Below are 24,332 nucleotides of genomic sequence, written 5' to 3' on the forward strand. Positions count from 1 at the left end.
GTCCCTCATGCAGGCCACCGGGGGGTCGATTGGCTATCGAGGTGACCGCACGTCGCTTCGTAGCATCGCCCTACCGCACCTTCGCACGAGGAGTCGTATGTCTGAGAACCAGCCCGCCGTCGGAACCGCCCGCGTCAAGCGCGGCATGGCGGAGATGCTCAAGGGCGGCGTGATCATGGACGTCGTCACCCCCGAGCAGGCGAAGATCGCCGAGGACGCCGGCGCCGTCGCCGTCATGGCGCTGGAACGCGTTCCCGCCGACATCCGCGCCCAGGGCGGCGTGTCCCGGATGTCGGACCCCGACATGATCGACGGCATCATCAACGCCGTCTCCATCCCGGTCATGGCCAAAGCCCGGATCGGTCACTTCGTCGAGGCCCAGGTGCTGATGTCGCTGGGCGTCGACTACATCGACGAGTCCGAGGTGCTGACCCCGGCCGACTACGCCAACCACATCGACAAGTGGCAGTTCACCGTGCCCTTCGTGTGCGGCGCGACCAACCTGGGCGAGGCGCTGCGGCGGATCACCGAGGGCGCCGCGATGATCCGCTCGAAGGGCGAGGCCGGCACCGGCGACGTGTCGAACGCGACCACCCACATGCGCAAGATCCGCGGCGAGATCCGGCGGCTGCAGACGCTTCCGGAGGACGAGCTCTACGTCGCCGCGAAGGAGCTGCAGGCGCCGTACGAGCTGGTCAAGGAGGTTGCCGAGGCGGGCAAGCTGCCGGTCGTGCTGTTCACCGCGGGCGGCATCGCCACCCCCGCCGACGCCGCCATGATGATGCAGCTCGGCGCCGAGGGCGTGTTCGTCGGCTCCGGCATCTTCAAGTCCGGCAACCCGCGGCAGCGCGCCGAGGCGATCGTCAAGGCGACCACGTTCCACGACGACCCGGACGTGATCGCCAAGGTGTCGCGCGGGCTGGGCGAGGCGATGGTCGGCATCAACGTCGACGAGATCCCGCAGCCGCACCGGCTCGCCGAGCGCGGCTGGTAAGCACCTCGATCGAAAAGGGCCGCCCCGGTGGGCGGCCCTTTTCGCGGGCCGGAGAAGCGCCCGGGGGTCAGACGGCCTGGACCGGCATGGCTTCCGAGGCCGGGGCCGGCGCCGGTGACGGCAGCGGCGGCATCACCGGCTCCACGATGTCGAAGTAGCGCGGCCGCGGGTAACGCCCCGGCAGCCGCAGCACCCGGACCAGCTTGCGCTGCCGCGCGGTCAGCGCGTCCCGCACCAGGTCGGTGTGCACCTGCCGGGCCAGCACCACCCGCCGGCTGCTGACGATCAGGGCGCGGGCGGCCGGGTCCACCGGGTCGAGCTCGACGCCCTGCAACTGGCGGGTGAGGTCGTTCTCGGCGGACTCGCGCTCGTCGGGCTCGGCGTCCAGGGCGAGCCGGGCCGCAGCGTAGAGCTCGACGGACTCCAGGTGCTCGGCGACGACCGCGGCGGCCGCGGCGCGGCGCAGCAGGTGGGAGTCGAGGGCGCGTTCGGCGGATTGGGCGCGGGCGTGGACCCGTTCGACACGCTGGGCGGTCCAGCCGAGGTACGCCGAGAAGATCGCGGCCAGCACGACGACACCCAGCACCCACCACATGCGGGGCATCGTAGTGCGGAATTGTGTCCGGCAGTCACCTGCCCCGAGCCGATCAGGCCTCGTCGTCGTCGAAAACGCGCCCGTCGGTGGCCTCGATCGCCGTGGTGTAGACCTCGAGGACCCGCTCGGCCACACTCGGCCAGTCGAACGTCCCGACGACGTGACGTGCGCAGGAGGCCAGGTCAGCGCGGCGGGCCGGGTCGTCCAGCAGGTCGCCGAGGAGCGTGGTGAGCGCGGCGGCGTCGCCGGTGGGGAAGAGCGCGCCGGCGCGGCCTCCGTCCAATACCCGACGGAACGCATCGAGGTCGCTCGCGGCGATCGTGGCGCCGGCGGCCATCGCCTCGGTGAGGATCATGCCGAAGCTCTCCCCGCCGGTGTTCGGGGCGACGTAGACGTCGACGCTGCGCAGCATCCGCACCTTGTCGGGCTCACTGACCAGGCCGAGGAACTCGACCCGGTCGTGCAGCTCGGGCGGGATGCCGTCGAACAGCTCGTCGCGGTCACCCGGGCCGGCCACCAGCAGCCGCAGGCCGGGACGCGCACGGGCGAGCGTGACGAACGCCGTACGCAGCAGAGGGAAGCCCTTGCGGGGCTCGGTGAAGCGGCCGAGGAAACCGAGAGCGCCGCCCTGGCCGGGCCATCCGGGCAAGGGCGCAGCCGAGGCGAACTTGCGCACCGCGACCCCGTTGGGGATCTCCACCGCGCCGCCGCCGAGGTGTTCGACCTGCACCTTGCGGGCCAGTTCGCTGACCGCGATCCGCGCGGTGATCTTCTCCATGACGGGCTGCAGGAAGTTCTGCGCGACGGCGAGCGCGCGGGAGCGGGTCATCGCGGTGTGGAAGGTGGCGACCACCGGACCGCGCGCGGAGAGCACCGCGAGAAACGACAGGCTGGGCGTGAGCGGCTCGTGGACGTGCAGCACGTCGAACTCGCCGCGGGCCAGCCAGCGGCGGACGCGGGCGGTGGAGACCGGGCCGAAGGCGATCCGGGCGACCGATCCGTTGTACGGCAGCGGCATCGCGCGGCCGGCCGGCACCAGGTACGCCGGTAGTTCCGCGTCCTCGTCCGCGGGGGCGAGGACACTGACGTGGTGACCGAGTTCGATCAGCGCCTCGGCCAGGTCCATGATGTGGTTCTGCACCCCGCCGGGGACGTCGAACGAGTACGGCGAGACGATCCCGATCCGCACTCGTCCTCCTAAGCCTTGATCCAGAGTTTCTGGAGCATGTGCCAGTCCTGCGGGTGCTCGGCGAGACCGGCCGCGAACGCGTCGGCCATCAGCTGCGTGGTCCGCTTGACCCGCTCGTCGAGCGGCCCCTCGGCGGGCGGCGTGATCCTGCGCAGTCGCGCCTCAACGCGGTGCTCGGTGTACCACAGGTCGGCCGCGAACAGCGGCGCGCCGGTGCTGATGGCGAGAATCGCCGGGCCGGCCGGCATCCGGGTCCGCCCACCGAAGAACTCGACCTCGACGCCGCTGCGGGACAGGTCCCGGTCGGCGAGCAGCGGCACGACCCAGCCCTGTTTGAGATGCTCGGCGAGCACGTCGAACGGCGGACGTTCCCCGCCGGTGAGCGGCAGCACCCGCATGCCCAGGCTCTCCCGGTACTCCAGGAACTTCTGGAAGACCGCCTCCGGCTTGAGCCGTTCCTGGACGGTGATCATCTGCCAGCCGTTGGCGACCACCCAGGCGGCGGCCGCGTCCCAGTTCGCGACGTGCGGCAGGGCCAGGACGATGCCGTTGCCCTCGGCGATGAGCTGCTTCATCTCGTCGTAGCAGTCGGCGCGCATGTGGAAGCCGGCGGCGTGCTGCTCCCGGCTCAGCGACGGGAGGCGGAACGCCTCCATCCAGTACCGCGCGTACGACCGGAGCCCGTCGCGCACCAGCGTCTCCGGCATGTCCGCGCCGACGATCTGCTGGTAGTTGCGGCGCAGTCGCTGGGTGGCCGGGCCGTTCTTCTTCCACGTGCGGTCCGCGACCCGGGTGAACAGCGCGCGGGCCATCGGCAGCGGCATCGCGCGGACCAGGCGCCACCCGGCGGTGAAGCCGAGCGTGGTCAGCCGGTCCTTCACTCGGCCGCGACCTTGGGCTCGGTGGCGCGCGCGTGGATCAGCCGCTGGGCGGCGGTGATCACGGAGAGCACGGCCAGCACCCAGAGCGCGGCCGGCAGGCCCCAGTCCAGGCCCGCGGCGCCGAGCAGCCCACCGGCGCCGACGATCAGCAGCCGTTCGAGGCGCTCGGCGATGCCGACGTCGGCGTTCAGGCCCAGCGACTGGGCGCGGGCCTTGACGTACGACACCACCTGGCCGAAGACCAGGCTGATCAGGGCGGCGACGACACCACCGTACGGATTGTCCTCGGTGGCCAGGTAGTAGACGACCGCACCGAATACGGCGCCGTCGGCTATCCGGTCCATCGAGGAGTCGAGCAGCGCCCCGAATTTGCTGGAACCGCCACGAAGGCGGGCCATTGTGCCGTCGAGCACATCGGTGAGCGCGCAGGCGGTTACGATCACGGTGCCCCAGAAGAGCTGACCCTTCGCACCGAAGTACGAACCGACCAGCACCCCCACGGTGCCCGCGATGGTGACGGCGTCCGGTGAGACGCCGAGCCGGAGTAGGAAACGTGCGACCGGGTTGACGCCGTACGAGACGACGGCACGGGCCGTTACTTGAACGATCTTTGCCATGGCCGTCCCACCATAACGGCGGGGGCCAGGTCTCGGTACGGCTCGCCCCCCGGTTGGCCGGATCGTCACCATCCGGCATCCTCTGGTGGCTTCCGGTCCTTGCGACCGGGACAGCCCCGGGTGTGGGATTTATGGACGCGTAACGAACCGGAAACGACGGGAGCGCTCGGCATGGCGCAGAAGACTTCGGAGAAAGGGCTTGCCGGCGCCACCGCGCCGGTGGTGACAGAGCCCGGCAGGGTACGCAACGTGGTGCTGGTGGGCCACTCCGGCGCCGGGAAGACCACGCTGGTGGAGGCGCTGCTCGCGGCCACCGGCACGATCCCCCGGGCCGGCACGGTGACGGACGGCACCACGGTCACCGACAACGATCCGGCCGCGGTACGGCAGCAACGCTCGGTGGCGCTGTCCTGCGCCCCGCTGCTGCACCGCGACGTGAAGGTCAACCTCCTGGACACGCCCGGTTACGCCGACTTCGTCGGTGAGCTGCGGGCCGGGCTGCGCGCGGCGGACGCGGCGCTGTTCGTCATCTCCGCGGTCGACGGCGTCGACGAGGCGACGGTCGGGCTGTGGGAGGAGTGCGCCGCGGTCGGGATGCCCCGCGCCGTGGCGATCACCCGGCTGGACCATCCGCGCGCCGACTACGAGCAGACGCTGCAGGACTGCCAGGAGGCGTTCGGCGAGAACGTGATGCCCACCTACCAGCCGATGCTCGGCGACGACGGGCAGTCGGTCGTCGGCCTGATCGGCCTGGTGTCGCTGCGGGTCCTGGATTACTCGGCCGGATATCCGCCGCGGGAGGGCGAGGCCGAGCGCGAGCACCTCAACCCGATCGCCGACGACCGGAACCAGCTCATCGAGGGGATCATCGCCGAGAGCGAGGACGAGACCCTGATGGACCGGTACATCGCCGGTGAGCTGATCTCCACCGCCGCGCTCATCCCGGACCTGCACAAGGCGGTGGCCCGGGGCAACTTCTACCCGGTCATCCCGGTCTGCGCGGGCACCGGGGTCGGCCTGGACGCGCTGCTCGACGGCCTGACCGACGCCGCGCCGTCACCGCTGGAGCACGACCTGCCGGTGGTCACCGGCGTGGACGGCTCGCCGCGGCCGCCGCTGACCTGCGACCCGGACGGCCCGCTGGTCGCCGAGGTGGTCCGCACCACGATCGACCGGCACGTCGGCCGGGTGTCACTGGTCCGGGTCTTCTCCGGCACGCTGCGGCCGGACCTGACGCTGCACGTCTCCGGGCACGGGATGGCCGAGCGCGGCCACCCCGACCACGACGCCGACGAGCGGGTGGCGCACGTCTACACGCCGCTGGGCGCGACGCTGCGCGAGGTGGGTCAGTGCGTGGCCGGCGACATCTGCGCGATCACCAAGTCCGGCAGCGCGGAGACCGGCGACACGCTCTCCGGCAAGGACGACCCGATGCTGATGGCGCCCTGGTCGATGCCGGAGCCGCTGCTCCCGATCGCGGTGGTCGCCAAGACCCGCTCCGACGAGGACGCGCTCGCCAAGAACCTGGGCCGCCTGGTCGCCGGGGACCCGACGCTGCGCCTGGAGCGCAACGCCGACACGCATCAGCTGGTGCTCTGGACCATGGGCGAGTCGCACGCCGACGTGGTGCTCGACCGGCTGCGCGCCGGGGGCGTCGAGCTGGACACCGAGCCGGTGAAGGTGTCGCTGCGGGAGACCTTCGGCGCGAAGGCCAAGGGGCACGGGCGGCACGTCAAGCAGTCCGGCGGCCACGGGCAGTACGCGGTCTGCGACCTCGAGATCGAGCCCCTCCCCCGCGGCAGCGGCTTCCAGTTCGTCGACAAGGTGGTTGGCGGCGCGGTGCCGCACAACTACATCCCGTCGGTGGAGAAGGGGGTCCGCGCGCAGCTGGAGAAGGGCATCGTCGCCGGTTATCCGGTCGTCGACCTGAAGGTCACGCTCACCGACGGCAAGGCGCACAGCGTCGACTCCTCGGACGCGGCGTTCCAGACCGCGGGGGCGCTCGCGTTGCGCGAGGCGGCCGGTGCGGGGCAGATGGCGCTGCTGGAGCCGGTGGACGAGATCGTGGTGCGGGTGCCGGACTCCTACGTCGGCGCGGTGATGAGCGACCTCTCCGGGCGCCGGGGCCGGCCGCTCGGCACGGACACCGAGGGCGACGGCGGGCACAGTCTGGTCCGGGCCGAGGTGCCGGCGATCGAGCTGGTCCGGTACGCGGTGGAGCTGCGTGCCCTCTCCTCGGGAGCGGGCACGTTCTCCCGTTCCTACCTGCGCCACGAGCCGATGCCGGCGCACCTGGCCGACCAGGTCCGCAAGGAGCACGCGCTCAGATAGTGATCGCGTTGGCCGCCTCGTGCATCGGCGCGAGCACCTTGTCGATCACCTTCTCCTTCTGCGGGTGGAACTTGAGGGTCCGCATCCCGTAGTTGCGGAAGGCGATGTTGAGGCGGCCACCGGGCACCATGTCCTTGACCATCTTCCGGCCGAAGGCAAGATTCTTCTCGACGTACGTCCTCATCGCGCTCTCGTAGGCCGCGTAGCCGCCCGGCTCACCGAGGTGCTGACCCAGCACGTACGCCCCGACCAGCGCCAGGCTCGTGCCCTGACCGGACGCCGGTGACGGGCAGTGCGCGGCGTCGCCGAGCAGCGCCAGCCGCCCCGACGACCAGGACGGCAGCTCCACCTGGCTCATCGAGTCGAAGTAGAAGTCGGGCGCGGTGTCCATGGCGGCCAGGAACTCGTCGGAGCGCCAGCCCTGACCGGCGAACGCGTCGCGCACCAGGCGCTTCTGCGCGGCGGGGTCGCGGCGGTCGTAGGCCACCTCGGGTGACGCGAAGACCATGCCGACCCGGGCCGGCTGGTCCGGCTCCATGGCGTAGGCGAAGATCAGCCGCCCGGGCCGCGAGTAGAACAGCTCCTCACGGACCACGCCCAGGTCGTTCGGGACCGAGAAGATCGAGATGTACGCGCCCAGGTGCTTCAGCGGTGTCTCGCCGAGCACCACGCGGCGGGTCACGGAGTGCAGCCCGTCGGCGCCGACCACGTGGTCGAAGCGGCGGGGCGCGCCCTTCTCGAAGGTGACGTCGACACCGTCCGGACCGTCGGTCAGCGTGGCGACGGAGTCGCCCCACACATACTCCACCTGCCCCTCGGTGGCGTCGTGCAGGATCCGGCTGAGGTCCCAGCGCATGATCTCCAGGTCGTCGCCGCGGCGGCCCATCAGCAGGTCGGCCGGCAGCTTCGCGATCGGGGCGCCGTCCTTCTTCACGTAGGTGATCTGCTGCATGCCGGTGTCGGCGGCCTGGGCCGCGGCCAGCAGGCCCATCTTGCGGAGCACCTCGGTGGCCGAGCCGCGCACGTCCACCTTGTAGCCGCCCTCGCGCAGGCCGGCCGCGCGCTCCACGACGGTCACCTCGAAGCCGCGCCGGACCAGCCAGAAGGCGAGGGCGGGGCCGCCGATGCCGGCGCCGGAGATCAGTACCCGTGAGTTCGTCATGCGAGTTACTATACAAACGTCTTATACGTTTGTATAGAAGTTAGGATCCACAACATGGGGCATCGCGAGGAGCTGCTGAAGGGCGCGAAGAAAGCGCTGCTGGAGAAGGGGTATGCCCGGACGACGGCCCGCGACATCGTGGCGCTCTCCGGTACCAACCTGGCCTCGATCGGCTATCACTACGGTTCTACGGACGCGCTGATGACCGCCGCGATGCTGAGCGCCATGGAGGAGTGGGGCGACGCTCTGGGCCGGGCGCTGGGCGAACCCGGTGAGGGTGACGACGATCCGATGCTCGACTTCTGGCGGCGGGTCATCCGGTCGATCCGGACCGACCGGCCGCTCTGGCTGGCCAGCGTCGAGGTGGCGCTGCAGGCCGAGCACAACCCCGCGTTGCGCGAGCAGCTGGCCGGGGGTGTCCGGGCCGGCCGCTCCGGAATGGCAGCGATGCTCAGCGGCGTGCCCGAGGATCAGCTCGACGACGCGACGGTGCGCTCGCTCGGCTCGGTGCAGATGGCCCTCATGTCCGGCGTGCTCACGCAGTGGCTCACCGACCCGGCGAACGCGCCGTCGGCGGAGGACATCGTCGCCGGGATCCGCGCGCTGGCCGCGCTCAGCGGGGCGGCTCCCCGTCCGCCGGCCACGCCTTAGCGAGCAGCAGGCGGGTGTCGGTGAGGATCTGCGGCAGCACCTTCGTCCGGCCGATCACCGGCATGAAGTTCGCGTCGCCACCCCAGCGCGGCACCACGTGCTGGTGCAGGTGCTCGGCGATCCCGGCGCCGGCCACCGCGCCCTGGTTCATCCCCAGGTTGAAGCCGTGCGGCCGGCTCACCGAGCGGAGCACCCGCATGCCGGTCCTGGTGAAGGCGGCCACCTCGGCCGTCTCCTGCTCGGTCAGGTCGGTGTAGTCCGCGACATGCCGGTACGGGCAGATCATCAGGTGGCCCGGGTTGTACGGATACAGGTTCAGCACCGCGAAGACCAGCTCGCCGCGCGCGACGACCAGGCTCTCCGGCTCGGGCAGCCCCGGCGCCAGGCAGAACGCACAGCCGTCGGACGTGTCCGCACCGGTGACATACGCCATGCGGTGCGGAGTCCAGAGCCGTTCCAGACCGTCCGGCTCGCCTGTCGACTCCATCACCGCATCCTATGCGGTGGCCGTCCCCGGCATCATGTACGGCAGCGGCCGGCCCGCGTCGCGGCCGGCCACTGCCCGCACACCCGGCGGGTCAGACCGCCGACGGCCCGGTGTTGACCCGGGAGCGAACCACCTCGACGACGTGCGCCACCGCCTCGTCGATCGTGACGCCGTTGCGCTGCGAGCCGTCCCGGTAGCGGAACGACACGGTGCCGCCGTTGACGTCGTCGTCGCCGGCGATCGCCATGAACGGGATCTTCTGCTGCTGCGCGGTGCGGATCTTCTTCTGCATCCGGTCGGTGGAGTAGTCCACCTCGGCGCGGATGCCGGCCTTCCGCAGCTTGGCGACGAACTCGGCCAGGTAGTCGGCGTGGTCGTCGCGGATCGGGATGCCGACCACCTGCACCGGCGCCAGCCAGGCCGGGAACGCGCCCGCGTAGTGCTCGACCAGCACGCCGAAGAACCGCTCGATCGACCCGAACTTCGCCGAGTGGATCATCACGGGCTCCTGCCGGCTGCCGTCCGCCGCCTGGTACTCCAGACCGAACCGGGCCGGCATGTTGAAGTCGTACTGGATCGTCGACATCTGCCAGGTGCGGCCGATCGCGTCCTTGGCCTGCACGCTGATCTTCGGGCCGTAGAACGCCGCGCCGCCCGGGTCGAGCACCAGCTCGAGGCCGGACTCCTTCGCCACGTCCTCCAGCACGCGGGTGGCGGTCTCCCACTGCTCGTCCGTGCCGATGAACTTGTCGCTCTTCGGGTCGCGGGTCGACAGCTCCAGGTAGTAGTCGTCCAGGCCGAAGTCGTCGAGCAGCGAGCGGACGAAGTTCAGCAGGTGCTTGATCTCGCCCGGGGCCTGCTCGGCGGTGACGTACGAGTGCGAGTCGTCCTGGGTCAGGCCACGCACCCGGGTCAGGCCGTGCACCACGCCGGACTTCTCGTAGCGGTAGACCGTGCCGAACTCGAACAGCCGCATCGGCAGCTCACGGTAGGACCGCCCGCGCGACCTGAAGATCAGGTTGTGCATCGGGCAGTTCATCGCCTTGAGGTAGTAGTCCGCCCCCTCCAACTGCATCGGGGGGAACATCGTGTCCTTGTAGTAGGGCAGGTGACCCGAGGTGAGGAAGAGGTTCTCCTTGGAGATGTGCGGGCTGCCGACGTACTGGAAACCCTCCTCGATGTGGCGGGCGCGGACGTAGTCCTCCATCTCGCGCTTGATCACGCCACCCTTGGGGTGGAAGACGACCAGACCCGACCCGATCTCGTCGGGGAACGAGAACAGGTCGAGCTCGGTGCCCAGCTTGCGGTGGTCCCGGCGCTCGGCCTCGGCAAGACGATTGAGGTACGCCTTCAACTCGTCCCGCGACGGCCACGCCGTACCGTAGATCCTCTGCAGCTGGGGGTTCTTCTCCGACCCGCGCCAGTAGGCGGCGGCCGAGCGCATCAGCTTGAACGCCGGGATGAGCCGGGTCGACGGCAGGTGCGGGCCGCGGCACAGGTCGCCCCAGACGCGCTCGCCGTCCTTGTTCAGGTTGTCGTAGTGGGTCAGCTCGCCGGCGCCCACCGCGGCGGCCTCCTCGTCGACGTCGCCCTTGATGTCGACCAGTTCCAGCTTGAACGGCTCGTTCTTCAGCTCGGCCTTGGCCTCGTCGAGCGACGAGTACTCCCGCCTCCGGAACGTCTGACCGGCCTTGACGATCTCCTGCATGCGCTTCTCGAGCTTGCCCAGGTCGTCCGGCTGGAACGGCTTCTCGACGTCGAAGTCGTAGTAGAACCCGTCCCGGATCGGCGGGCCGATGCCGAGCTTGGCCTCCGGGAACACGTCCTGCACGGCCTGCGCGAGCACGTGCGCGGTCGAGTGCCGCAGCACGTCGAGGCCGTCCGGGGTGTCGATCGCGACCGGGGTGACCTCGGTGTCGGCGGCCGGCGCCCAGGCCAGGTCACGCAACCGCCCGTCGGCCTCACGGACCACGACGATCGCCTTCGGCCCGTTGGCGGGCAGCCCGGCCGCGGCCACCGCGTCGGCCGCCGTCGTCCCGGCCGGGACGACTAGAGGGTCGGCCACAGCGGGTGTACGAGGTGCGGACACGGTGATCTCCATTCAGAAAGCGACTTGATGTCCTGATGCTATCCGCCTGCGGATTACTCTCCGCTCGCGGCGGGCAGCCACGCCGGGAGCGTCTCCCGGTTCGCCAGCCACCCGCGGGGGATTCCCTCGATTCCGGTGTACGCGGCCACGACGCCCCCGGCGATCGCCGCCGTGGTGTCGACGTCCCCGCCGGCCACCACGCACGCCGCCACGGCGGCCGGATAGTCGTCGAGGTAACGGTCGGCGACCCAGAGCGCGAACGGCACGGTGTCCTGCGCGGTCGCCTGCCCGCCGTTGCCCAGCCGCTCGGCCGCCTCCGCGACACTCCGTGGGTAAGGCGAGGTCAGCCCGTCGCGGACCACGCTCGCCGCGGTGTGTGCCGCCGCGGCGCGCAGCAGCTGACCCCGGTCCGGGCGGTGGCCGTCGAGCCGGGCGGCCGCCGCGAACGCCGCGGCCACCGACACCGCCACCCCACCGGCGATCCCCTCCGGGTGCGCGTGGGTCACCTCGGCGGCGCGCACGGCCTGGGCGGCCGCGTGCGGCAGGGAGTCGGCGTGCCACGCGCCGAGCGGGGCGGCCCGCATCGCCGCGCCGTTGCCGCACGAGCCCTGGCCGTCGAACGCCGCGGCCGCCGCGATCGGCCACGGCAGCCCCTCGCGGATCTGCCGGAGCATCACGACCGCTCCCGGCCCGTACCCCCGGTAGGGCTCGAAGACGCTGCCCAGGAGCTGGGCGAAGGCGTCCCGGTCGAAGTCACCGTCGTCGAGGGTGGCGACCAGGCAGCAGGCCTGCTCGGTGTCGTCGGTCCACTCCCACGGCGGGTCGGGGACGCGGGCGTCGAGCAGGTCGGAGGGCTTGTTGCCGGGCACGAAGTACTGGGCGCCGAGCGCGTCGCCGACACTCAGGCCGGCCAGGCTGTCCAGGGCCAGCGTCAGTCGCGTATCGGGAAAGAGAGTGAATGACATCGGTACTTCGGATCGTATTCCATCACTGAGGGTCATCAAAGCATCTCGCTGCATCACCCTTTAGGTTCTGCCCGCCGGAGTCGGTACGGTCTTCGCATGGCCACGGTGTTGCTCGTCGAGGACGACCATGTCGTGCGTGGCGCCATGCTCCGTTCGCTCGCCGACCGGGGGCACGCCGTGCACGCCGTCGGCACCGCGCTGGAGGCTCTCCGGCGGGTCGCCGCGGAGACCCCCGACCTCGTCGTTCTCGACCTCGGGCTGCCCGATCTGGACGGTTCGGACGCGCTGCGCATGCTGCGCGGGATCACCGATGTGCCGATCATCATCGCCACCGCGCGCGACGACGAGCAGACCGTGGTGCGGCTGCTGCGGGCCGGCGCCGACGACTACATGGTGAAGCCGTTCACCGGCGCCCATCTGGACGCGCGCATCGCCACGGTGCTGCGCCGCGTGGGCCGGGCCAGCCGCGCCGCCCAGCCCGCCGTTCACGAGGTGGGTGAACTACGGGTTGACGTGGGCGAGCGCAGCGCTACGCTCGGCGACCAGCCACTCGCGCTGACGCGCAAGGAGTTCGACCTGCTGGCGTACCTCGCCGCCCGCCCTGGCCGGGTGGTTTCCCGTCGTGAGCTGTTGGAGGAGGTATGGCGGCAGCCCTCGGTCGGCGAGGACCAGACCATCGACGTGCATTTGTACTGGCTGCGCCGGAAACTGGGCGAGTCCGCGGCGAAGCCCCGTTACCTGCGCACCGTGCGGGGGGTCGGATTCCGGTTGGTGGCGCCGGACTGAGGTTGCGGCTGGCGTACACGACCGCCGCCACCACCGCCGTCGCCGCCCTGGTGTTCCTCGTGCCGCTGGGCTGGGGCCTGCGCTCCGACCACCGGGAGGAGGCGCTGTCGGCCGCCGCGCAGGAGACCGCCACGGTCGCCGGCGCGCTCGTCGCCGGCGCCGGGGAGAAGGGCCTGGCCGCGGCCGTCGCCGCCGCGCGGGTCCCGTCCGGCGCCCCGGTCGTGCACACCCCCGGGCTCGCGCCCGGCGACGGCGGCCGGGTCACCGCCACCGAGATCGACAAGGCCGCGACCGCCGGCGAGGCGACCCTCGTGGAGGTTCCCGGCGGCCTGGCCCGGCTGGAGCCGGTCCGCGCGAACGGCAAGGCGTGGGTCGTCGAGGCGTTCGTGCCGGACGCCGAGCTCGGCGCGAACACCGCCCGCGACTGGTGGCTGCTGCTCGGGCTGGCGATAGTGCTGGTCGGCGGCTCGGTGATCGTGGTGGACCGGCTCGCCCGCGGCGCGGTGAACTCGGCGAACAACCTGGTCGAGGCGGCCCTCGCGGTCGGCGACGGCGACCTGGGCGTGCGCATCCACCCCTCCGGGCCGCGCGAGCTGGCCGAGGCGGGCTACGCGTTCAACCGGATGGCCGACCGCCTGATCACGTCGCGCACCGACGAGCGGGAGCTGGTCGCGGACCTGTCGCACCGGCTGCGCACCCCGCTGACCGCGCTGCGGCTCGACGCCGAGGCGCTCGACCCGGACGACACCCAGATCATCGACCTGACCGCGGAGGAGGTCGACCGGCGGCGCGGCATCCGGCGCATCCGGCAGGCCATCGCCTCGCTCGACGACGAGGTCAACTCGCTGATCAACACCACCCGGCAGGCGGTCGCCGCGCAGGTGGCGTCCACTCCGGAGGAGGGCGTCTGCGACGCCAGCGAGGTGGTCCGGGAACGCATGACGTTCTGGTCCGCGCTCGCCGGCGACCAGGACCGGCAGTACCGGGTGATCGGCGCGCACCTGCGCATCCCGGTGCCGGTGCCCCGCGCCGAGCTGGCCGCCGCGCTCGACGCGGTGCTCGGCAACGTGTTCCGTTACACCCCGCAGGGCACCGCGTTCGAGGTGGCGCTCTCCCGCCGCGACGGCTGGGTGGCGCTGCGGGTCGACGACGCCGGCCCGGGCATTCCCGACCCGGAGAAGGCCCTGCGCCGCGGCCAGAGCCAGCAGGGCTCGACCGGCCTGGGCCTGGACATCGCCCGGCGGATGACGCAGTCCACCGGCGGCTCGGTCAGCCTCGACCGGGCCACCCTCGGCGGCGCCAGCGTGGTCATGCTGATCGCCGACGCCGAGGCCACCCCCAGGACACCGAGCCGCTTCGGACTGGTCGGCCGTGGCCGGCTGGGACGTCGGAGCTGAGAATCAAGACCGATGACGAACCTTCCCCCGTACGGAACAGAAGTTGCTTAGATCTGTTTTAAGAGTGTTCCCCTGGCTCGTCCGGGCTGGCAGTGTTCGCTTCGATCCCATCCGGCTCCCCGGCTCGCCTACCGCACGTCCCCATCGCCGCGGCCGGCGGAGCCCCGGCGCGGTGGGGGGCGGGCACCCCATGGCCCCCTCCCACCGCGCGCCGGCAAGATCTGCACGACCTGCTGGACCTGCTCGACAGTTCCGACAAGGAGACGCTTTGTCCGCGCATCGCCGGTCAGCGTTCCGCGGGTCGCCCACCGGGCGGCGCCGTGCCGGAGAGGAGCAGGGCAAGCCGACACGCTCCGTCACCACCCGGCTGCTTCCGGTCGCGCTCGGGCTGGCGCTGCTCGGCATCGGCGGCGTGGTGGGGCCCAGCGTGATCGGCGCGACCTCCAAGGACGACCCGGCGAAGTTCGAGCTGACCGCGCTCCCCAAGGACGCGCCCGACGAGGGACTGGTCTACGAGGGACTGGAGCCGGCCGCCACGAACGCGCTCTGCGCCGGTTCCTACCTGCTCTTCGACGAGACGTGCACGCACGGGCCGGACCGGGCGCCCACCGGCCTCTCGGTCCGCCGGGACGTCGCCCCGGTCACCGCCGCCACCCAGCTGCCCAGCACGGTCCGCACCATGCAGCCCGTGGTCGTCCCGGCCGACGCGGAGATCGCCCGTGACCTGGGCGGCAGCGCGCTCACCCCGGACGCGCCGGCCCTGATCGCCGACCCGGCGCCCGGCAACGCCGACTTCGTGCTCGGCCCGGCCGGCGTGGCCTGCTCCGACGACGGGCAGAGCGGCAAGCGGGTCCAGCTGCTCTACCTCTACGCCGCGGGCACCACCACCCGCTACAACAAGTACGTCAACTCGTTCCGCACCTGGGCCGCCGGCGTCGACGCGATCTACGACGCGAGCGCCGGCGAGACCGGTGGCTCCCGGCACGTGCGGTACGTGACCACGCCGGAGTGCACCGTCGCGGTCTCCGAGGTGGAGCTGCCGGCCGGCTCGCTCGACTCGTTCGCGGCGACCGTCAAGGCGCTCGGCAACCTGGGATACAACCGGGCCGACCGCAAGTACCTGATGTTCTCCGACGCCAACGTCTACTGCGGCATCGGCACGTACGTCGACGACAACCGGCCGGGGCGGACCAACCGGAACAACGCCGGGCCGTCGTACGCCCGGGTCGACTCCGGCTGCTGGAGCTCGGCGATGGCCGCGCGCGAGCTGACCCACGTCCTCGGCGCGGTGCTCAACGGCGCACCCAACGGCACCGGCGCCGGTGGCTGCACCGACGGCTACGACCTGCTCTGCGGGCCGGACCGCTCCGGCAGGGCGCTGCGGCAGACCTGCCCGAAGGCGCACGAGGTGCGGCTGGACTGCGGGCACGACGACTACTTCGACACCAACCCGAAGCCGGGCAGCTACCTCGACAGCCACTGGAACGTGGCGCTCAGCGACTTCCTGCTGCGCAGCGACGGTGGCGACGACATCCCGGACGTCCCCGGCGCGGTCACGGCGGCGCCCAGCGCCGCGGCCTCCGTCCCGCCGGCCCGGCCCCAGCCGTCGGCCGGGACACCGTCACCGTCCCCCAGCACCAGCGCGAGCACCGTCCCGGTCGCACCGAGCACCGCTCCGGGCGTCTCCACCGCGCCCCTGCCCGGGGCGAGCGCGGACGCCGGGCTCGACGCCGAGCAGGCCGCGTTCCACGCCGAGTCGGGCGCCGGCGGGTCCGGCGACCAGGACGCCGGCGCGCCGTCCAGCGGGGACGGGCAGGCCGCCCTGGAGATCCGCGACGCCACCAGCATGTCGGTCCGGCTGATCTGGACCGCCGCCTCCGACGACGCGACCTATCAGGTGTCCGTCGGCGGCAAGCCGGTCGCCACCACCAAGGCGACCCGGGCGCGGCTCATCGGGTTGAAGCCCGACTCGGTCTACCAGGTGGAGGTCACCAGCAAGACCGGCAACTACCGCGCCAAGGGGTCGGCCCGCACCGCCCCCGCCGCCCGGCCGGTGCAGAACTCGTGGTTCGTCCTCACCAACTCGCTCACCGGTGGTGCCGCCGACCTCTACGCGGCCCGCGCCGCCGACGGCACCCCGGCAACGCTCAGCACCGCCGACCGCGGCAACCAGCAGCAGTGGCAGCTGGCGCCGGCGCCGGGCGCCGTCAACACGTACACGCTGATCTCCCGCGCCAGCGGCAAATGCCTGATGCCGCTCGGCGGGACACCGGTCGCCGGCGCGCCGCTCGTCCAGGGCGACTGCTCGGCCGCCGGCACCCGGTGGCGGCTGCAGGCCTCCGCGTTCGGCTTCACGCTGCGCAGCGAGACCGGTGACCTCGCCGTCGGCGTGGGCGGGCAGCGCTTCGGCTGGCACCGCGTCCTGGCCCTGGAGCCGGACACGAACCAGCGCCACCAGAGCTGGACCGCGGTGCCCAGCTGACCCTTTTCCCCCGACCCCACCCCGGCGAGCACCGGAGGAACGACAGGAGACCGCGATGCGCGACATGCTGAGCGAGCGGCAGACCGAGGAGGAGCCCCCGGCGCGCTTCAACCGCCGGAGGCTGATCCGCTGGGCGGTCATCCTCACCATCGGAACGCTGTCCATGCTGGCGGTCTGGCAGGACCCGCTCTACCCCTGACCCGGCTCCGCACCCGGCCCGCTGCCCCTGACCCGGCACCTCACCCGGCCCGGCGGCGTCGGGCTCGGCTGGCACTCACGGCTGTATCCGAGCTCCCTCACAGCCCTGAACACCAGCCGAGCACCGCGAGCTGGCACTCACGGCTGCGTCAACGCCCTCGACCAACCCTCAGTGCCAGCCGAGCACCGCGACGCGCGGAGCTGACCGTCGCCGACCACGGGCTGGCGCTCACGGGTGCTTCCCGAGCCTGAAACACCTCTGAGCGCCAGCCGGGATCCCGCGTCGGCGCACCGGGCCGGCCATCGACCGGGGCGCGGAGGGCGAGCCGGCTAGAGCGCGTGGGCGGCGGTGTAGGTGTCGATCTCGGCCAGGAGGGTGGCCTTGCCGCCGGCAGGCAGGAAGCTGTGGTGGACGGCGGCGCGGGCGAGCCCGGCCACGCCGGCGGCGTCGAGTTTCAGCAGCTCGGCCGCGACCGCGTACTCCTGCTCCAGCGTCGTGCCGAACATGGGCGGGTCGTCCGAGTTGACGCTCAGCGGAACACCGGCGGCGGCCAGCGTGGCGATCGGGTGGCCGGCGAGGTCGGCCACGGCCCGGGTGCGCAGGTTCGAGGTCGGGCAGACCTCGAGGGGGATCTGGTGCTCGGCGAGGTACGCCATCAGCCGCTCGTCCTGAGCCGCCGCGATCCCGTGACCGATCCGCTCGGCGCCCAGCGACCGGATCGCGTCCCAGATCGTCTCCGGCCCGGTCGTCTCCCCCGCGTGCGGCACGCTGTGCAGCCCGGCGGCGCGGGCCTGGTCGAAGTACGGCTTGAACTGCGCCCGTGGCACCCCGATCTCCGGCCCGCCGAGCCCGAAACTGATCAGCCCGTCGGGCCGTTCCTCCAGGGCGATCCGCAGCGTCTCCTCGGCCGCCGGCAGCCCCGCCTCGCCCGGGATGTCGAAGCACCACGCCAGGTCCACGCCGAAGTCGCGGCGGGCGCCGGCGCGCGCGTCCTCGATCGCCTCGCAGAACGCCGGCGCCGGGATGCCACGGCGCACGCTGGAGAACGGCGTGATGGTCAGCTCCGCGTACCGCACCTGCTGCCGGCTCAGCTCCCGCCCGATCTCGTAGGTGAGCAGCCGCACGTCCCCGGCGTCGCGGATCAGGTCGACCACGCTCAGGTAGATCTCGATGAAGTGCGCGAAGTCGCGGAACTCGAAGTACTTCGCGAGCAGTTCCGGGTCGGCCGGCACCGGCGAGCTGCCCTCGTGCCGCGCGGCCAGCTCGGCCACGATCCGCGGGGAGGCCGACCCCACGTGGTGGACGTGCAGCTCGGCCTTGGGCAGGCCGGCGATGAACGAGGTCAGGTCACTCACGATGATCTCCCTAGATAGCAGCCACCACGAAGATACGGCGGAACGGGAACGCCACGCGGCCGTGTCCCGCCGGATACGCCCCGGCGAGGCGTCCGCCCAGCTCAGCGCGGAATCGCGCCCACGCGTCGTCGTCGAGCGCGGCCCGCACCGGCCGCAGCGCGGTGCCCTCCATCCAGCGCAGCACGGGGTGATCCGGCCCGTCCGCCGGCAGCAGGTGCAGATACGTCGTCTCCCAGGCGTCGACCCGGGCGGCGGCCAGCAGCTCCGCGTAGTCGGCGGGGTCGTCCACCGGCGACTCGCGCAGCACGTGACCGACGCCGAAGTCACCGGCCACCGCCCGCAGCAGCCGGTGCGAGGGCGCGTCGAAGTTGCCCGGGACCTGCATGGCGAGCCACGCTCCGGACGGCAGCGCGGCCACCCACCGGACGAGCAGATCCTGATGTCCCGGAACCCACTGCAGGGCCGCGTTGGTGACGACGACGTCGGTGTCCGGGCCGGGCTGCCAGCCGGTGAGGTCACCGACCCGGAAGTCGCCGTCGCCGGCCTTCGCGATCATCTCGGGCGAGGAGTCGATGCCGGTCACCCGCGCGGCCGGCCAGCGTTCGCCGAGGGTGCGGGTCAGCTCACCGGAGCCGCAGCCGAGATCGACGACCGCGCGGGGTGCGGTGGCGCCGATCCGTGCGGTGAGGTCGATGAACGGACGCGAGCGCTCGTTGCCGAAACGCCGGTAGACGGCCGGATCCCACATGACGCCTCCAGTTTGCCAAACCGTACGTACGTTTTGCTTGCACGCTATCAGCTTGGCGGTAGGGTCTCCACGTGGAAAAACGAAGCTTTCGCCGAATGGGCCGCGACGCGTCGGTGATCGGCCTGGGCGCCTGGCAGCTCGGCGCCGACTGGGGCGATGTCAGCGAGGCCGACGCGCACGCCACCCTGCAGGCCGCGGTCGACGCCGGGGTCACCTTCATCGACACCGCCGACGTCTACGGCGACGGTCGCAGCGAGCAGATCGTCGGCTCGTTCGTGAAGGGCAAGCCCGGCCTCACGGTCGCCACCAAGATGGGCCGCCGCCTCCCCCAGGTGCCGGAGAACTACTCGCTCGACAACTTCCGCGCCTGGACGGACCGTTCACGCGCCAACCTCGGCGTCGAGACCCTCGATCTGGTCCAGCTGCACTGCCCGCCGACACCGGTGTTCCACAGTGACGAGGTCTTCGAGTCGCTCGACGTCCTCGTTCAGGAGAAGCGCATCTCGGCGTACGGCGTGAGCGTCGAGAAGGTCGACGAGGCGCTCGCCGCGATCGCGCGCCCGGGCGTGGCCAGTGTCCAGATCATCCTCAACGCGTTCCGCCTCAAGCCCCTGGAGCGGGTTCTGCCGGCCGCCGCCGAGGCGGGCGTCGGGATCATCGCGCGGGTGCCGCTCGCCAGTGGCCTGCTCTCCGGGCGTTATGACGAGAACACCACGTTCGCCGCGGACGACCACCGCAACTACAACCGGCACGGCGAGTCGTTCGACGTCGGTGAAACGTTCTCCGGAGTCGACTTCTCTACCGGATTGGAAGCAGTTCGCCGGCTGCTGCCACTCGTTCCGGATGGGGTGACGATGGCGCAATTCGCACTCCGCTGGATCGTGGAACAGCCGGCCGTCACCGTCGTGATCCCCGGTGCGCGTAATCCCGAGCAAGCGCGCGCAAACGCGCACGCCGCCGATCTCGCACCGCTTTCGCCGGAAACCCTGGAAAAGATCGCCGCGGTCTACGATGAGCTGATTCGCCCCCAGGTGCACGACAAATGGTGAACAATGAAACCGAAGCACCGGCTGAGCCCGTCCGGCTGCGCGGCTGGCTGGCGATGTCGTTCGGTCTGCTCGGCATGGTGCTGGGCGCGGTGTGGACGTTGCAGGGGCTGAACGTCTTCGAGAACGAGCTGATGAGCGATCAGCCGGTCTGGGCCGCGGCCGGCGGGGCGATCGCCGGGATCGGCCTGGCGCTCGTGGTGATCGGCATGCGCCGGCGCAGCAGCGGCAAACCGGCTTCCTGACCAGCGGCCTTCCTGCGGCAGCACGGTGGCCGGTGGCCGCGGCGGGAAAAAGAGGCCCCGCAACCTCGGCGAGGATGCGGGGCCACGGTCAGGCCGGCCTCCGCCAGGCGGCCGGCATGCCGGTCTCGCGACCGGCGGATTGGTCTCAGAGCGGGCGAACCTGCTCCGCCTGCGGGCCCTTCTGGCCCTGGGCGATCTCGAACTCGACCCGCTGGTTCTCCTCCAGAGTGCGGTAACCGCTCGTCTGGATGGCCGAGAAGTGGACGAACACGTCAGCACCCCCGCCGTCGACGGTGATGAAGCCGAAGCCCTTGTCTGCGTTGAACCACTTCACGGTTCCTTGCGCCATGCTGAACTCTCCTTCTGAAAATGCCGGCCCGCCCGACCGCGGCAGCGGTGCGCGGGGCCGATGACCGTTTTCGAGCAGCGGCGCCGCGAGGCGGCCCTTTCAGAGGACGTCCCCTCCGTTCGGCTTTGCGACACCTGTGACCCTCCCGGGATCGGGTCGGTGTCGCGCCGCCTGGCGGAAGCAGCGAACCACGTACGCAAAAACTGGCCACACTGTACCCGAAAAACAGCCCGCAAAGCTGCCCCTCGTAGGAATCCAATAAAGCGTGGCAGATATGGAAAAGGCTCCCCACTTCATGGTTACGAAGTGGGGAGCCGTCACGACACCTGTCTATACCGGTGATGATCTAGGAACTCAGTCCGGCCAGGTCCCGGTGAGACGCTTCGTGCCGATCGCACCGCCACGATGGACGGCCGCCTTCACCACCGCGAAGATCGCGCCCTGCAGCGCCGCGGCGGCGAGGATCTCGCCCCAGCCGCGCTCCTCGTCACCGGCGTCGGGCGCGTCGTCGTCACCCGAGGCGATCTTCCACAGCTGCTTGAACAGCGCCCCGGCCACGGCGCCGGCTGCGAAGCCCAGCGCCACGTTGACCGGTTTCAACGCCACCTTGCCCAGTTTCCCCGCCATCAGCGCCTCCCCCGCACGATCAGGATCACCCCGGCCACCGCGGCCAGACCGGCCGCGATGAGCAGCACCGGGAGCTGGTTGTTACGCACCCGGACAGCCACGTCGTGGGCCGCGTCCTCGGACGCGACAACGGTCTGCCCGGCAGCGTCCTTCACGTTCGCCGTCGCGTGCCCGGCAGCCTCGCGCAGCCGGCCCGTGGCGAACGCGGCCTGCTCCAGCAGGCGCTGCCTGGTCTGCGTCACCTGCTCGCGCGCGCGGGCCTTGACGTCCGCCTTCGCGGCCAGAGCCTGCACCGTCTCCCCCAAGTCCGCCCGGGTCTGCTGGATCTCGGCGCGCAGCGCCACCAGATCCGGCTTCCCGGTCGTCGCGTCGTTCTCGCTCACGCCGTCACCTCCGCTTCCTTCCGGCGTCGCCGTGAGTATCCAACTGAGCTGAATGTGTTCCTCATGCCCGGCCTCGATCCCTGACCGCCTGCTTGACCTCGTCGACATCGGCCTTGAAGCCCTCGATAGCGGCCTTCGGCTCGGCCGGCACGGCGCGGCGGAACTGCGAACGGCCGATCAGCGCCAGCACGCCCGCCACCACGAAGATCACGGCGGTGATCACCAGGCTTGCCAGCCACAGGGGCCAGACCAGGCTCAACGCGATGATCGCGGTGGCGATCGTGGCACCGACACCGTACATCGCGAGCACGCCCGCGCCACTGAAAAGGCCGACCCCGATGCCCGCGTGTTTGCCCTTCTCGGCAAGCTCCGCCTTGGCCAGGGTCAGCTCGTCCCGGACCAGCTTGCTGAGCTGTTCGCTCGCACGCTGGACCAATTCCGCGGTGGATTGATCGGACAACGTTCCGGTCCTGCCGTTGAGCACATCGGCCATCGTGTCCCCCTTTCGGTGTGTCCGGTGTATGCCCTGATCACCGGTAACTCAATCCTCCCGGGCGCGTCACCGCCCGGCGGAAACCGGATCGCCCGGCGCCGGGGCGTGCCCGTCCACGCCGCCGAACGCCGCGCCGCGGGCCTCGCCGTCGTCACCGCCGCTGAAGACGCGCGCATCCGGCGACGCGTCCGACCGCCGAGTGTGCCGCAGCGGCGCCACCCCGTCGTCGGATTCGTCCAGCTGGGTACGCATCCGCGGCAGCGAACCGCGCTGGTTCTCCCACATCCAGGCGACCAGGCGCTCCCGGACCAGGCAGCGCAGATCCCACAACGCGCCGGCGTCGGCCGCGCTGACCAGGGCCCGCAACCGGATCGTCCCGCCGATCGCCTCGGTCACCTGCAGCACGCAGACCCGCTGGTCCCACAGGTCCGAGCCCTCGCACGCCCGGCGCAGCTCCGCCCGCAACGGCTCGATCGGCGTGGACCAGTCCACGTCAACCTCGGCCGTGCCGAGCACCGCGGAGCTGCTGCGGGTCCAGTTCTGGAACGGCTTGGTGGTGAAGTACGACGTGGGCAGGATCAACCGCCGGTCGTCCCAGATCTGCACCGCGATGTAGGTCAGGGTGATCTCCTCGATCCGGCCCCACTCGCCCTCGACGACCACCACGTCGTCGACCCGGATCGCGTCGCTGAACGCGAGCTGGATGCCGGCGAAGACGTTGCCGAGAGTGCTCTGCGCGGCCAGCGCCGCGATCACCGAGACCAGACCGGCCGAGGCCAGCACGCTGGCGCCCAGCGCGCGGATCCCCGGGAAGGTCATCAGCATGACGCCGGCGGTCAGGACCACGATCGTCGCGACGGTCACCCGGCGCAGCATCACCACCTGGGTCTTCAACCGGCGGCGGCGCAGATTGTCCGGCACGTCGGTGCTCCACCGCGCCAGGGCCATGTCCTCGCAGACCAGCAGCAGCTCGGCCATCAACCAGGCGAAGGCGCCGATGCAGCCCAGGACGAGCGCGTGGATCACGCCGGCGCGCCCCGGGAACTCACCGGCGTAGACCCGGAGGGCCTGCTGGATCGCGATCAGGGTCAGGGTCACCAGAAACGGCTTGTGCATGTTCTTGGCGAGGTCGGCGGCGAGCGCGGACCGGCGGCCGATCCGGATCATCGCCCAGTGCGACGCCTCGACGACCACGATGGCCGCGACGGCGGCCCCCGTGACACCGAGCACGGCAGTCAGAACGCTGGACACGAACTTTCCTCTCCACGATCGAGTGCTGTGCCAGCGCTCCAACTTGCCCGCATCGACGGCCCGCACACACCCCTACGGCGGATGTCGGACACACGTCACACCGGGCCACTGCCGCGGCACCCGCTTCGGGACTGCCGCGGCCGTACGGCGAAATCGGCCTTTGACCTCAGATCTTGCGGAAGCGGGACTGGGCGAAGCAGTAGATGCCGAACGCGGCGATCCCGGCCGCGACGAGCGCCAGCAGCCAGACACCCCACGGGTGCCCGGCCAGCGTCTTCAAGCCGGCGTCGAGGCCGCGCGCCTTGTTCGCGTCGAAGGTGACCGCGGCGGTGACGAACAGGACACCGGCCACGGTGTACGCGACGCCCTTGGCCATGTAGCCGGCCATGCCCAGCCGGATGATCGGCTTGCGGGTGCTCATCGGCATGTCCTGCGTGTTCAGGTGCTTGGTGAACTTCTTGCGCAGGCCGTAGACGAAGATGCCGACGCCGACGCCGAGCACCACCAGGCCGATGAACCCGACCAGCCAGCGGCCACCGGTGGACTCCATCAGACCCGCCGACTTGCTCTCCGACTTGTCGCCCATCGACGCGTTCGTGCCCTGGACCACCTTGATCGCGATCCAGCCGAGGTAGACGTAGAGGACCGCGCGGACGCCCGACAACACCCGCTCGGCGATCGCGGACCTGGTCTGCTCGCCGCTCTCCCCGACGATCGCCTCGAAGAGCTGCCAGATCGCCATCGCGAACAGGCCGATCGCGATGATCACGAGCAGCGTCTTGCCGAACGGCTTGCTCGCCAGCTCCTGCAAGGCGCCGGACTGGTCACTCTCCTTGTCGGAGCCGCTGAAGGCGACCTGCAGCGCGATCCAGGCGAAGAGCAGGTGGATGATGCCGTAGCCGACGAAGCCGCCCCGGGCCAGGAACTCCAAGGGCTTGCTGTCGGCCGCGCGTGACGCACGGTATTTGACGTTCGAGGCAGTCGAGGACATGCCCCTCAATGTGACCGGA

25 protein-coding genes are annotated in these 24,332 nt (G+C 71.2%); 9 read left to right on the forward strand and 16 right to left on the reverse strand.

Annotation, left to right across the window (positions count from 1 at the left end):
- Nucleotides 1-97: 97 nt before the first annotated feature.
- Nucleotides 98-994 carry a pyridoxal 5'-phosphate synthase lyase subunit PdxS gene (gene pdxS / locus Acy02nite_RS18705; protein ID WP_203742249.1) on the forward strand — a complete coding sequence of 299 codons (897 nt, stop codon included), beginning with the start codon at nt 98-100 and terminating at the stop codon, nt 992-994.
- Nucleotides 995-1,061: 67 nt separating this feature from the next.
- Here pdxS and Acy02nite_RS18710 read toward each other — a convergent pair whose 3' ends face one another.
- From Acy02nite_RS18710 to pgsA, 4 genes are read right to left on the reverse strand one after another with little or no spacing between them, the layout of a single operon-like run.
- A complete protein-coding gene (locus Acy02nite_RS18710; RefSeq protein ID WP_203742250.1) occupies nt 1,062-1,598 on the reverse strand; it encodes a hypothetical protein in 537 nt (178 codons plus the stop codon).
- A gap of 43 nt (nt 1,599-1,641) precedes the next feature.
- The gene (locus Acy02nite_RS18715; RefSeq protein ID WP_203742251.1) at nt 1,642-2,778 is read right to left on the reverse strand and encodes a glycosyltransferase family 4 protein; all 1,137 of its coding nucleotides are present in this window, start codon (nt 2,776-2,778) and stop codon (nt 1,642-1,644) included.
- Nucleotides 2,779-2,786: 8 nt separating this feature from the next.
- Nucleotides 2,787-3,659, reverse strand: a complete 873-nt coding sequence (locus Acy02nite_RS18720; RefSeq protein ID WP_203742252.1) for a phosphatidylinositol mannoside acyltransferase — start codon at nt 3,657-3,659, stop codon at nt 2,787-2,789.
- Entirely contained in the window at nt 3,656-4,276 is a 621-nt protein-coding gene (gene pgsA, locus Acy02nite_RS18725) for a phosphatidylinositol phosphate synthase (RefSeq protein WP_203742254.1), read from the reverse strand. Before pgsA ends, Acy02nite_RS18720 begins: the two co-directional genes overlap by 4 nt.
- 171 nt (nt 4,277-4,447) lie before the next feature.
- Here pgsA and Acy02nite_RS18730 point away from each other — a divergent pair, with 171 nt between their 5' ends.
- The gene (locus Acy02nite_RS18730; protein WP_203742256.1) at nt 4,448-6,607 is read left to right on the forward strand and encodes an elongation factor G-like protein EF-G2; all 2,160 of its coding nucleotides are present in this window, start codon (nt 4,448-4,450) and stop codon (nt 6,605-6,607) included.
- Here the strand turns inward: Acy02nite_RS18730 and Acy02nite_RS18735 are convergent.
- Nucleotides 6,600-7,769, reverse strand: a complete 1,170-nt coding sequence (locus Acy02nite_RS18735) for an FAD-dependent monooxygenase (protein WP_203742258.1) — start codon at nt 7,767-7,769, stop codon at nt 6,600-6,602. The two genes, Acy02nite_RS18730 and Acy02nite_RS18735, sit on opposite strands and share 8 nt — an antisense overlap.
- Nucleotides 7,770-7,823: 54 nt before the next feature.
- Here Acy02nite_RS18735 and Acy02nite_RS18740 point away from each other — a divergent pair, with 54 nt between their 5' ends.
- Nucleotides 7,824-8,420, forward strand: coding sequence for a TetR/AcrR family transcriptional regulator (locus tag Acy02nite_RS18740; protein ID WP_203742260.1), 597 nt, complete (start codon nt 7,824-7,826; stop codon nt 8,418-8,420).
- Here the strand turns inward: Acy02nite_RS18740 and Acy02nite_RS18745 are convergent.
- The 3 genes from Acy02nite_RS18745 to Acy02nite_RS18755 form a co-directional block, all read right to left on the reverse strand.
- On the reverse strand, nt 8,383-8,907 hold the full coding sequence (locus tag Acy02nite_RS18745) for an HIT family protein (RefSeq protein WP_203742262.1): 525 nt from the start codon (nt 8,905-8,907) through the stop codon (nt 8,383-8,385). The two genes, Acy02nite_RS18740 and Acy02nite_RS18745, sit on opposite strands and share 38 nt — an antisense overlap.
- A 91-nt stretch (nt 8,908-8,998) precedes the next feature.
- Nucleotides 8,999-10,996, reverse strand: a complete 1,998-nt coding sequence (thrS, locus tag Acy02nite_RS18750; protein ID WP_203742264.1) for a threonine--tRNA ligase — start codon at nt 10,994-10,996, stop codon at nt 8,999-9,001.
- A gap of 53 nt (nt 10,997-11,049) precedes the next feature.
- On the reverse strand, nt 11,050-11,961 hold the full coding sequence (locus Acy02nite_RS18755) for an ADP-ribosylglycohydrolase family protein (RefSeq protein WP_203742265.1): 912 nt from the start codon (nt 11,959-11,961) through the stop codon (nt 11,050-11,052).
- Nucleotides 11,962-12,057: 96 nt separating this feature from the next.
- Between Acy02nite_RS18755 and Acy02nite_RS18760 the strand changes: the two genes are divergently transcribed.
- The 4 genes from Acy02nite_RS18760 (at nt 12,058) to Acy02nite_RS18775 (ending at nt 16,825) form a co-directional block, all read left to right on the forward strand.
- A complete protein-coding gene (locus Acy02nite_RS18760) occupies nt 12,058-12,747 on the forward strand; it encodes a response regulator transcription factor (RefSeq protein WP_043525920.1) in 690 nt (229 codons plus the stop codon).
- A 2-nt stretch (nt 12,748-12,749) separates the two neighbouring features.
- On the forward strand, nt 12,750-14,144 hold the full coding sequence (locus Acy02nite_RS18765; protein ID WP_203742267.1) for a HAMP domain-containing sensor histidine kinase: 1,395 nt from the start codon (nt 12,750-12,752) through the stop codon (nt 14,142-14,144).
- Between the two features lie 268 nt (nt 14,145-14,412).
- Nucleotides 14,413-16,626, forward strand: a complete 2,214-nt coding sequence (locus Acy02nite_RS18770) for an RICIN domain-containing protein (protein ID WP_203742268.1) — start codon at nt 14,413-14,415, stop codon at nt 16,624-16,626.
- Between the two features lie 55 nt (nt 16,627-16,681).
- Nucleotides 16,682-16,825 carry a hypothetical protein gene (locus tag Acy02nite_RS18775; RefSeq protein ID WP_203742269.1) on the forward strand — a complete coding sequence of 48 codons (144 nt, stop codon included), beginning with the start codon at nt 16,682-16,684 and terminating at the stop codon, nt 16,823-16,825.
- A 329-nt stretch (nt 16,826-17,154) separates the two neighbouring features.
- Here Acy02nite_RS18775 and Acy02nite_RS18780 read toward each other — a convergent pair whose 3' ends face one another.
- Nucleotides 17,155-18,180, reverse strand: a complete 1,026-nt coding sequence (locus Acy02nite_RS18780; RefSeq protein WP_203742270.1) for an adenosine deaminase — start codon at nt 18,178-18,180, stop codon at nt 17,155-17,157.
- 10 nt (nt 18,181-18,190) lie between these two features.
- Nucleotides 18,191-18,928 carry a trans-aconitate 2-methyltransferase gene (locus Acy02nite_RS18785; RefSeq protein ID WP_203742271.1) on the reverse strand — a complete coding sequence of 246 codons (738 nt, stop codon included), beginning with the start codon at nt 18,926-18,928 and terminating at the stop codon, nt 18,191-18,193.
- Nucleotides 18,929-18,999: 71 nt separating this feature from the next.
- Here Acy02nite_RS18785 and Acy02nite_RS18790 point away from each other — a divergent pair, with 71 nt between their 5' ends.
- Entirely contained in the window at nt 19,000-19,977 is a 978-nt protein-coding gene (locus Acy02nite_RS18790) for an aldo/keto reductase (RefSeq protein ID WP_203742272.1), read from the forward strand.
- Nucleotides 19,971-20,219, forward strand: coding sequence for a hypothetical protein (locus tag Acy02nite_RS18795; RefSeq protein WP_203742273.1), 249 nt, complete (start codon nt 19,971-19,973; stop codon nt 20,217-20,219). The genes Acy02nite_RS18790 and Acy02nite_RS18795 overlap by 7 nt, the downstream gene beginning before the upstream one ends.
- Before the next feature lie 145 nt (nt 20,220-20,364).
- Here the strand turns inward: Acy02nite_RS18795 and Acy02nite_RS18800 are convergent, their stop codons facing one another.
- The 6 genes from Acy02nite_RS18800 to Acy02nite_RS18825 all read right to left on the reverse strand — a co-directional run bounded on the left by Acy02nite_RS18800 (nt 20,365) and on the right by Acy02nite_RS18825 (nt 24,313).
- A complete protein-coding gene (locus Acy02nite_RS18800; RefSeq protein ID WP_011905669.1) occupies nt 20,365-20,568 on the reverse strand; it encodes a cold-shock protein in 204 nt (67 codons plus the stop codon).
- Between the two features lie 354 nt (nt 20,569-20,922).
- Nucleotides 20,923-21,195, reverse strand: a complete 273-nt coding sequence (locus Acy02nite_RS18805; protein WP_203742275.1) for a DUF4235 domain-containing protein — start codon at nt 21,193-21,195, stop codon at nt 20,923-20,925.
- Nucleotides 21,195-21,578, reverse strand: a complete 384-nt coding sequence (locus tag Acy02nite_RS18810) for a DUF3618 domain-containing protein (RefSeq protein ID WP_203742277.1) — start codon at nt 21,576-21,578, stop codon at nt 21,195-21,197. Before Acy02nite_RS18810 ends, Acy02nite_RS18805 begins: the two co-directional genes overlap by 1 nt.
- 61 nt (nt 21,579-21,639) lie before the next feature.
- The gene (locus tag Acy02nite_RS18815; protein ID WP_203742279.1) at nt 21,640-22,071 is read right to left on the reverse strand and encodes a phage holin family protein; all 432 of its coding nucleotides are present in this window, start codon (nt 22,069-22,071) and stop codon (nt 21,640-21,642) included.
- A 66-nt stretch (nt 22,072-22,137) separates the two neighbouring features.
- Nucleotides 22,138-23,322 (reverse strand): mechanosensitive ion channel family protein, encoded by a 1,185-nt coding sequence (locus Acy02nite_RS18820; protein WP_425548148.1) that lies wholly within the window; start codon nt 23,320-23,322, stop codon nt 22,138-22,140.
- Between the two features lie 166 nt (nt 23,323-23,488).
- Nucleotides 23,489-24,313, reverse strand: coding sequence for a DUF1206 domain-containing protein (locus Acy02nite_RS18825; RefSeq protein ID WP_203742281.1), 825 nt, complete (start codon nt 24,311-24,313; stop codon nt 23,489-23,491).
- Nucleotides 24,314-24,332: the final 19 nt, after the last annotated feature.

Origin of the sequence: Actinoplanes cyaneus (assembly GCF_016862095.1) — a bacterium.
Taxonomy (GTDB): Bacteria; Actinomycetota; Actinomycetes; order Mycobacteriales; family Micromonosporaceae; genus Actinoplanes; species Actinoplanes cyaneus.

Excerpts from the sequence above, each read along its gene's own strand:
- pdxS (WP_203742249.1), top strand. The coding sequence starts at position 98 with ATGTCTGAGAACCAGCCCGCCGTCGGAACCGCCCGCGTCAAGCGCGGC.
- Acy02nite_RS18710 (WP_203742250.1), bottom strand. The coding sequence starts at position 1,598 with ATGCCCCGCATGTGGTGGGTGCTGGGTGTCGTCGTGCTGGCCGCGATC.
- pgsA (WP_203742254.1), bottom strand. The coding sequence starts at position 4,276 with ATGGCAAAGATCGTTCAAGTAACGGCCCGTGCCGTCGTCTCGTACGGC.
- Acy02nite_RS18730 (WP_203742256.1), top strand. The coding sequence starts at position 4,448 with ATGGCGCAGAAGACTTCGGAGAAAGGGCTTGCCGGCGCCACCGCGCCG.
- Acy02nite_RS18735 (WP_203742258.1), bottom strand. The coding sequence starts at position 7,769 with ATGACGAACTCACGGGTACTGATCTCCGGCGCCGGCATCGGCGGCCCC.
- Acy02nite_RS18740 (WP_203742260.1), top strand. The coding sequence starts at position 7,824 with ATGGGGCATCGCGAGGAGCTGCTGAAGGGCGCGAAGAAAGCGCTGCTG.
- Acy02nite_RS18745 (WP_203742262.1), bottom strand. The coding sequence starts at position 8,907 with ATGGAGTCGACAGGCGAGCCGGACGGTCTGGAACGGCTCTGGACTCCG.
- Acy02nite_RS18755 (WP_203742265.1), bottom strand. The coding sequence starts at position 11,961 with ATGTCATTCACTCTCTTTCCCGATACGCGACTGACGCTGGCCCTGGAC.
- Acy02nite_RS18760 (WP_043525920.1), top strand. The coding sequence starts at position 12,058 with ATGGCCACGGTGTTGCTCGTCGAGGACGACCATGTCGTGCGTGGCGCC.
- Acy02nite_RS18775 (WP_203742269.1), top strand. The coding sequence starts at position 16,682 with ATGCGCGACATGCTGAGCGAGCGGCAGACCGAGGAGGAGCCCCCGGCG.
- Acy02nite_RS18785 (WP_203742271.1), bottom strand. The coding sequence starts at position 18,928 with ATGTGGGATCCGGCCGTCTACCGGCGTTTCGGCAACGAGCGCTCGCGT.
- Acy02nite_RS18795 (WP_203742273.1), top strand. The coding sequence starts at position 19,971 with ATGGTGAACAATGAAACCGAAGCACCGGCTGAGCCCGTCCGGCTGCGC.
- Acy02nite_RS18800 (WP_011905669.1), bottom strand. The coding sequence starts at position 20,568 with ATGGCGCAAGGAACCGTGAAGTGGTTCAACGCAGACAAGGGCTTCGGC.
- Acy02nite_RS18805 (WP_203742275.1), bottom strand. The coding sequence starts at position 21,195 with ATGGCGGGGAAACTGGGCAAGGTGGCGTTGAAACCGGTCAACGTGGCG.
- Acy02nite_RS18815 (WP_203742279.1), bottom strand. The coding sequence starts at position 22,071 with ATGGCCGATGTGCTCAACGGCAGGACCGGAACGTTGTCCGATCAATCC.
- Acy02nite_RS18825 (WP_203742281.1), bottom strand. The coding sequence starts at position 24,313 with ATGTCCTCGACTGCCTCGAACGTCAAATACCGTGCGTCACGCGCGGCC.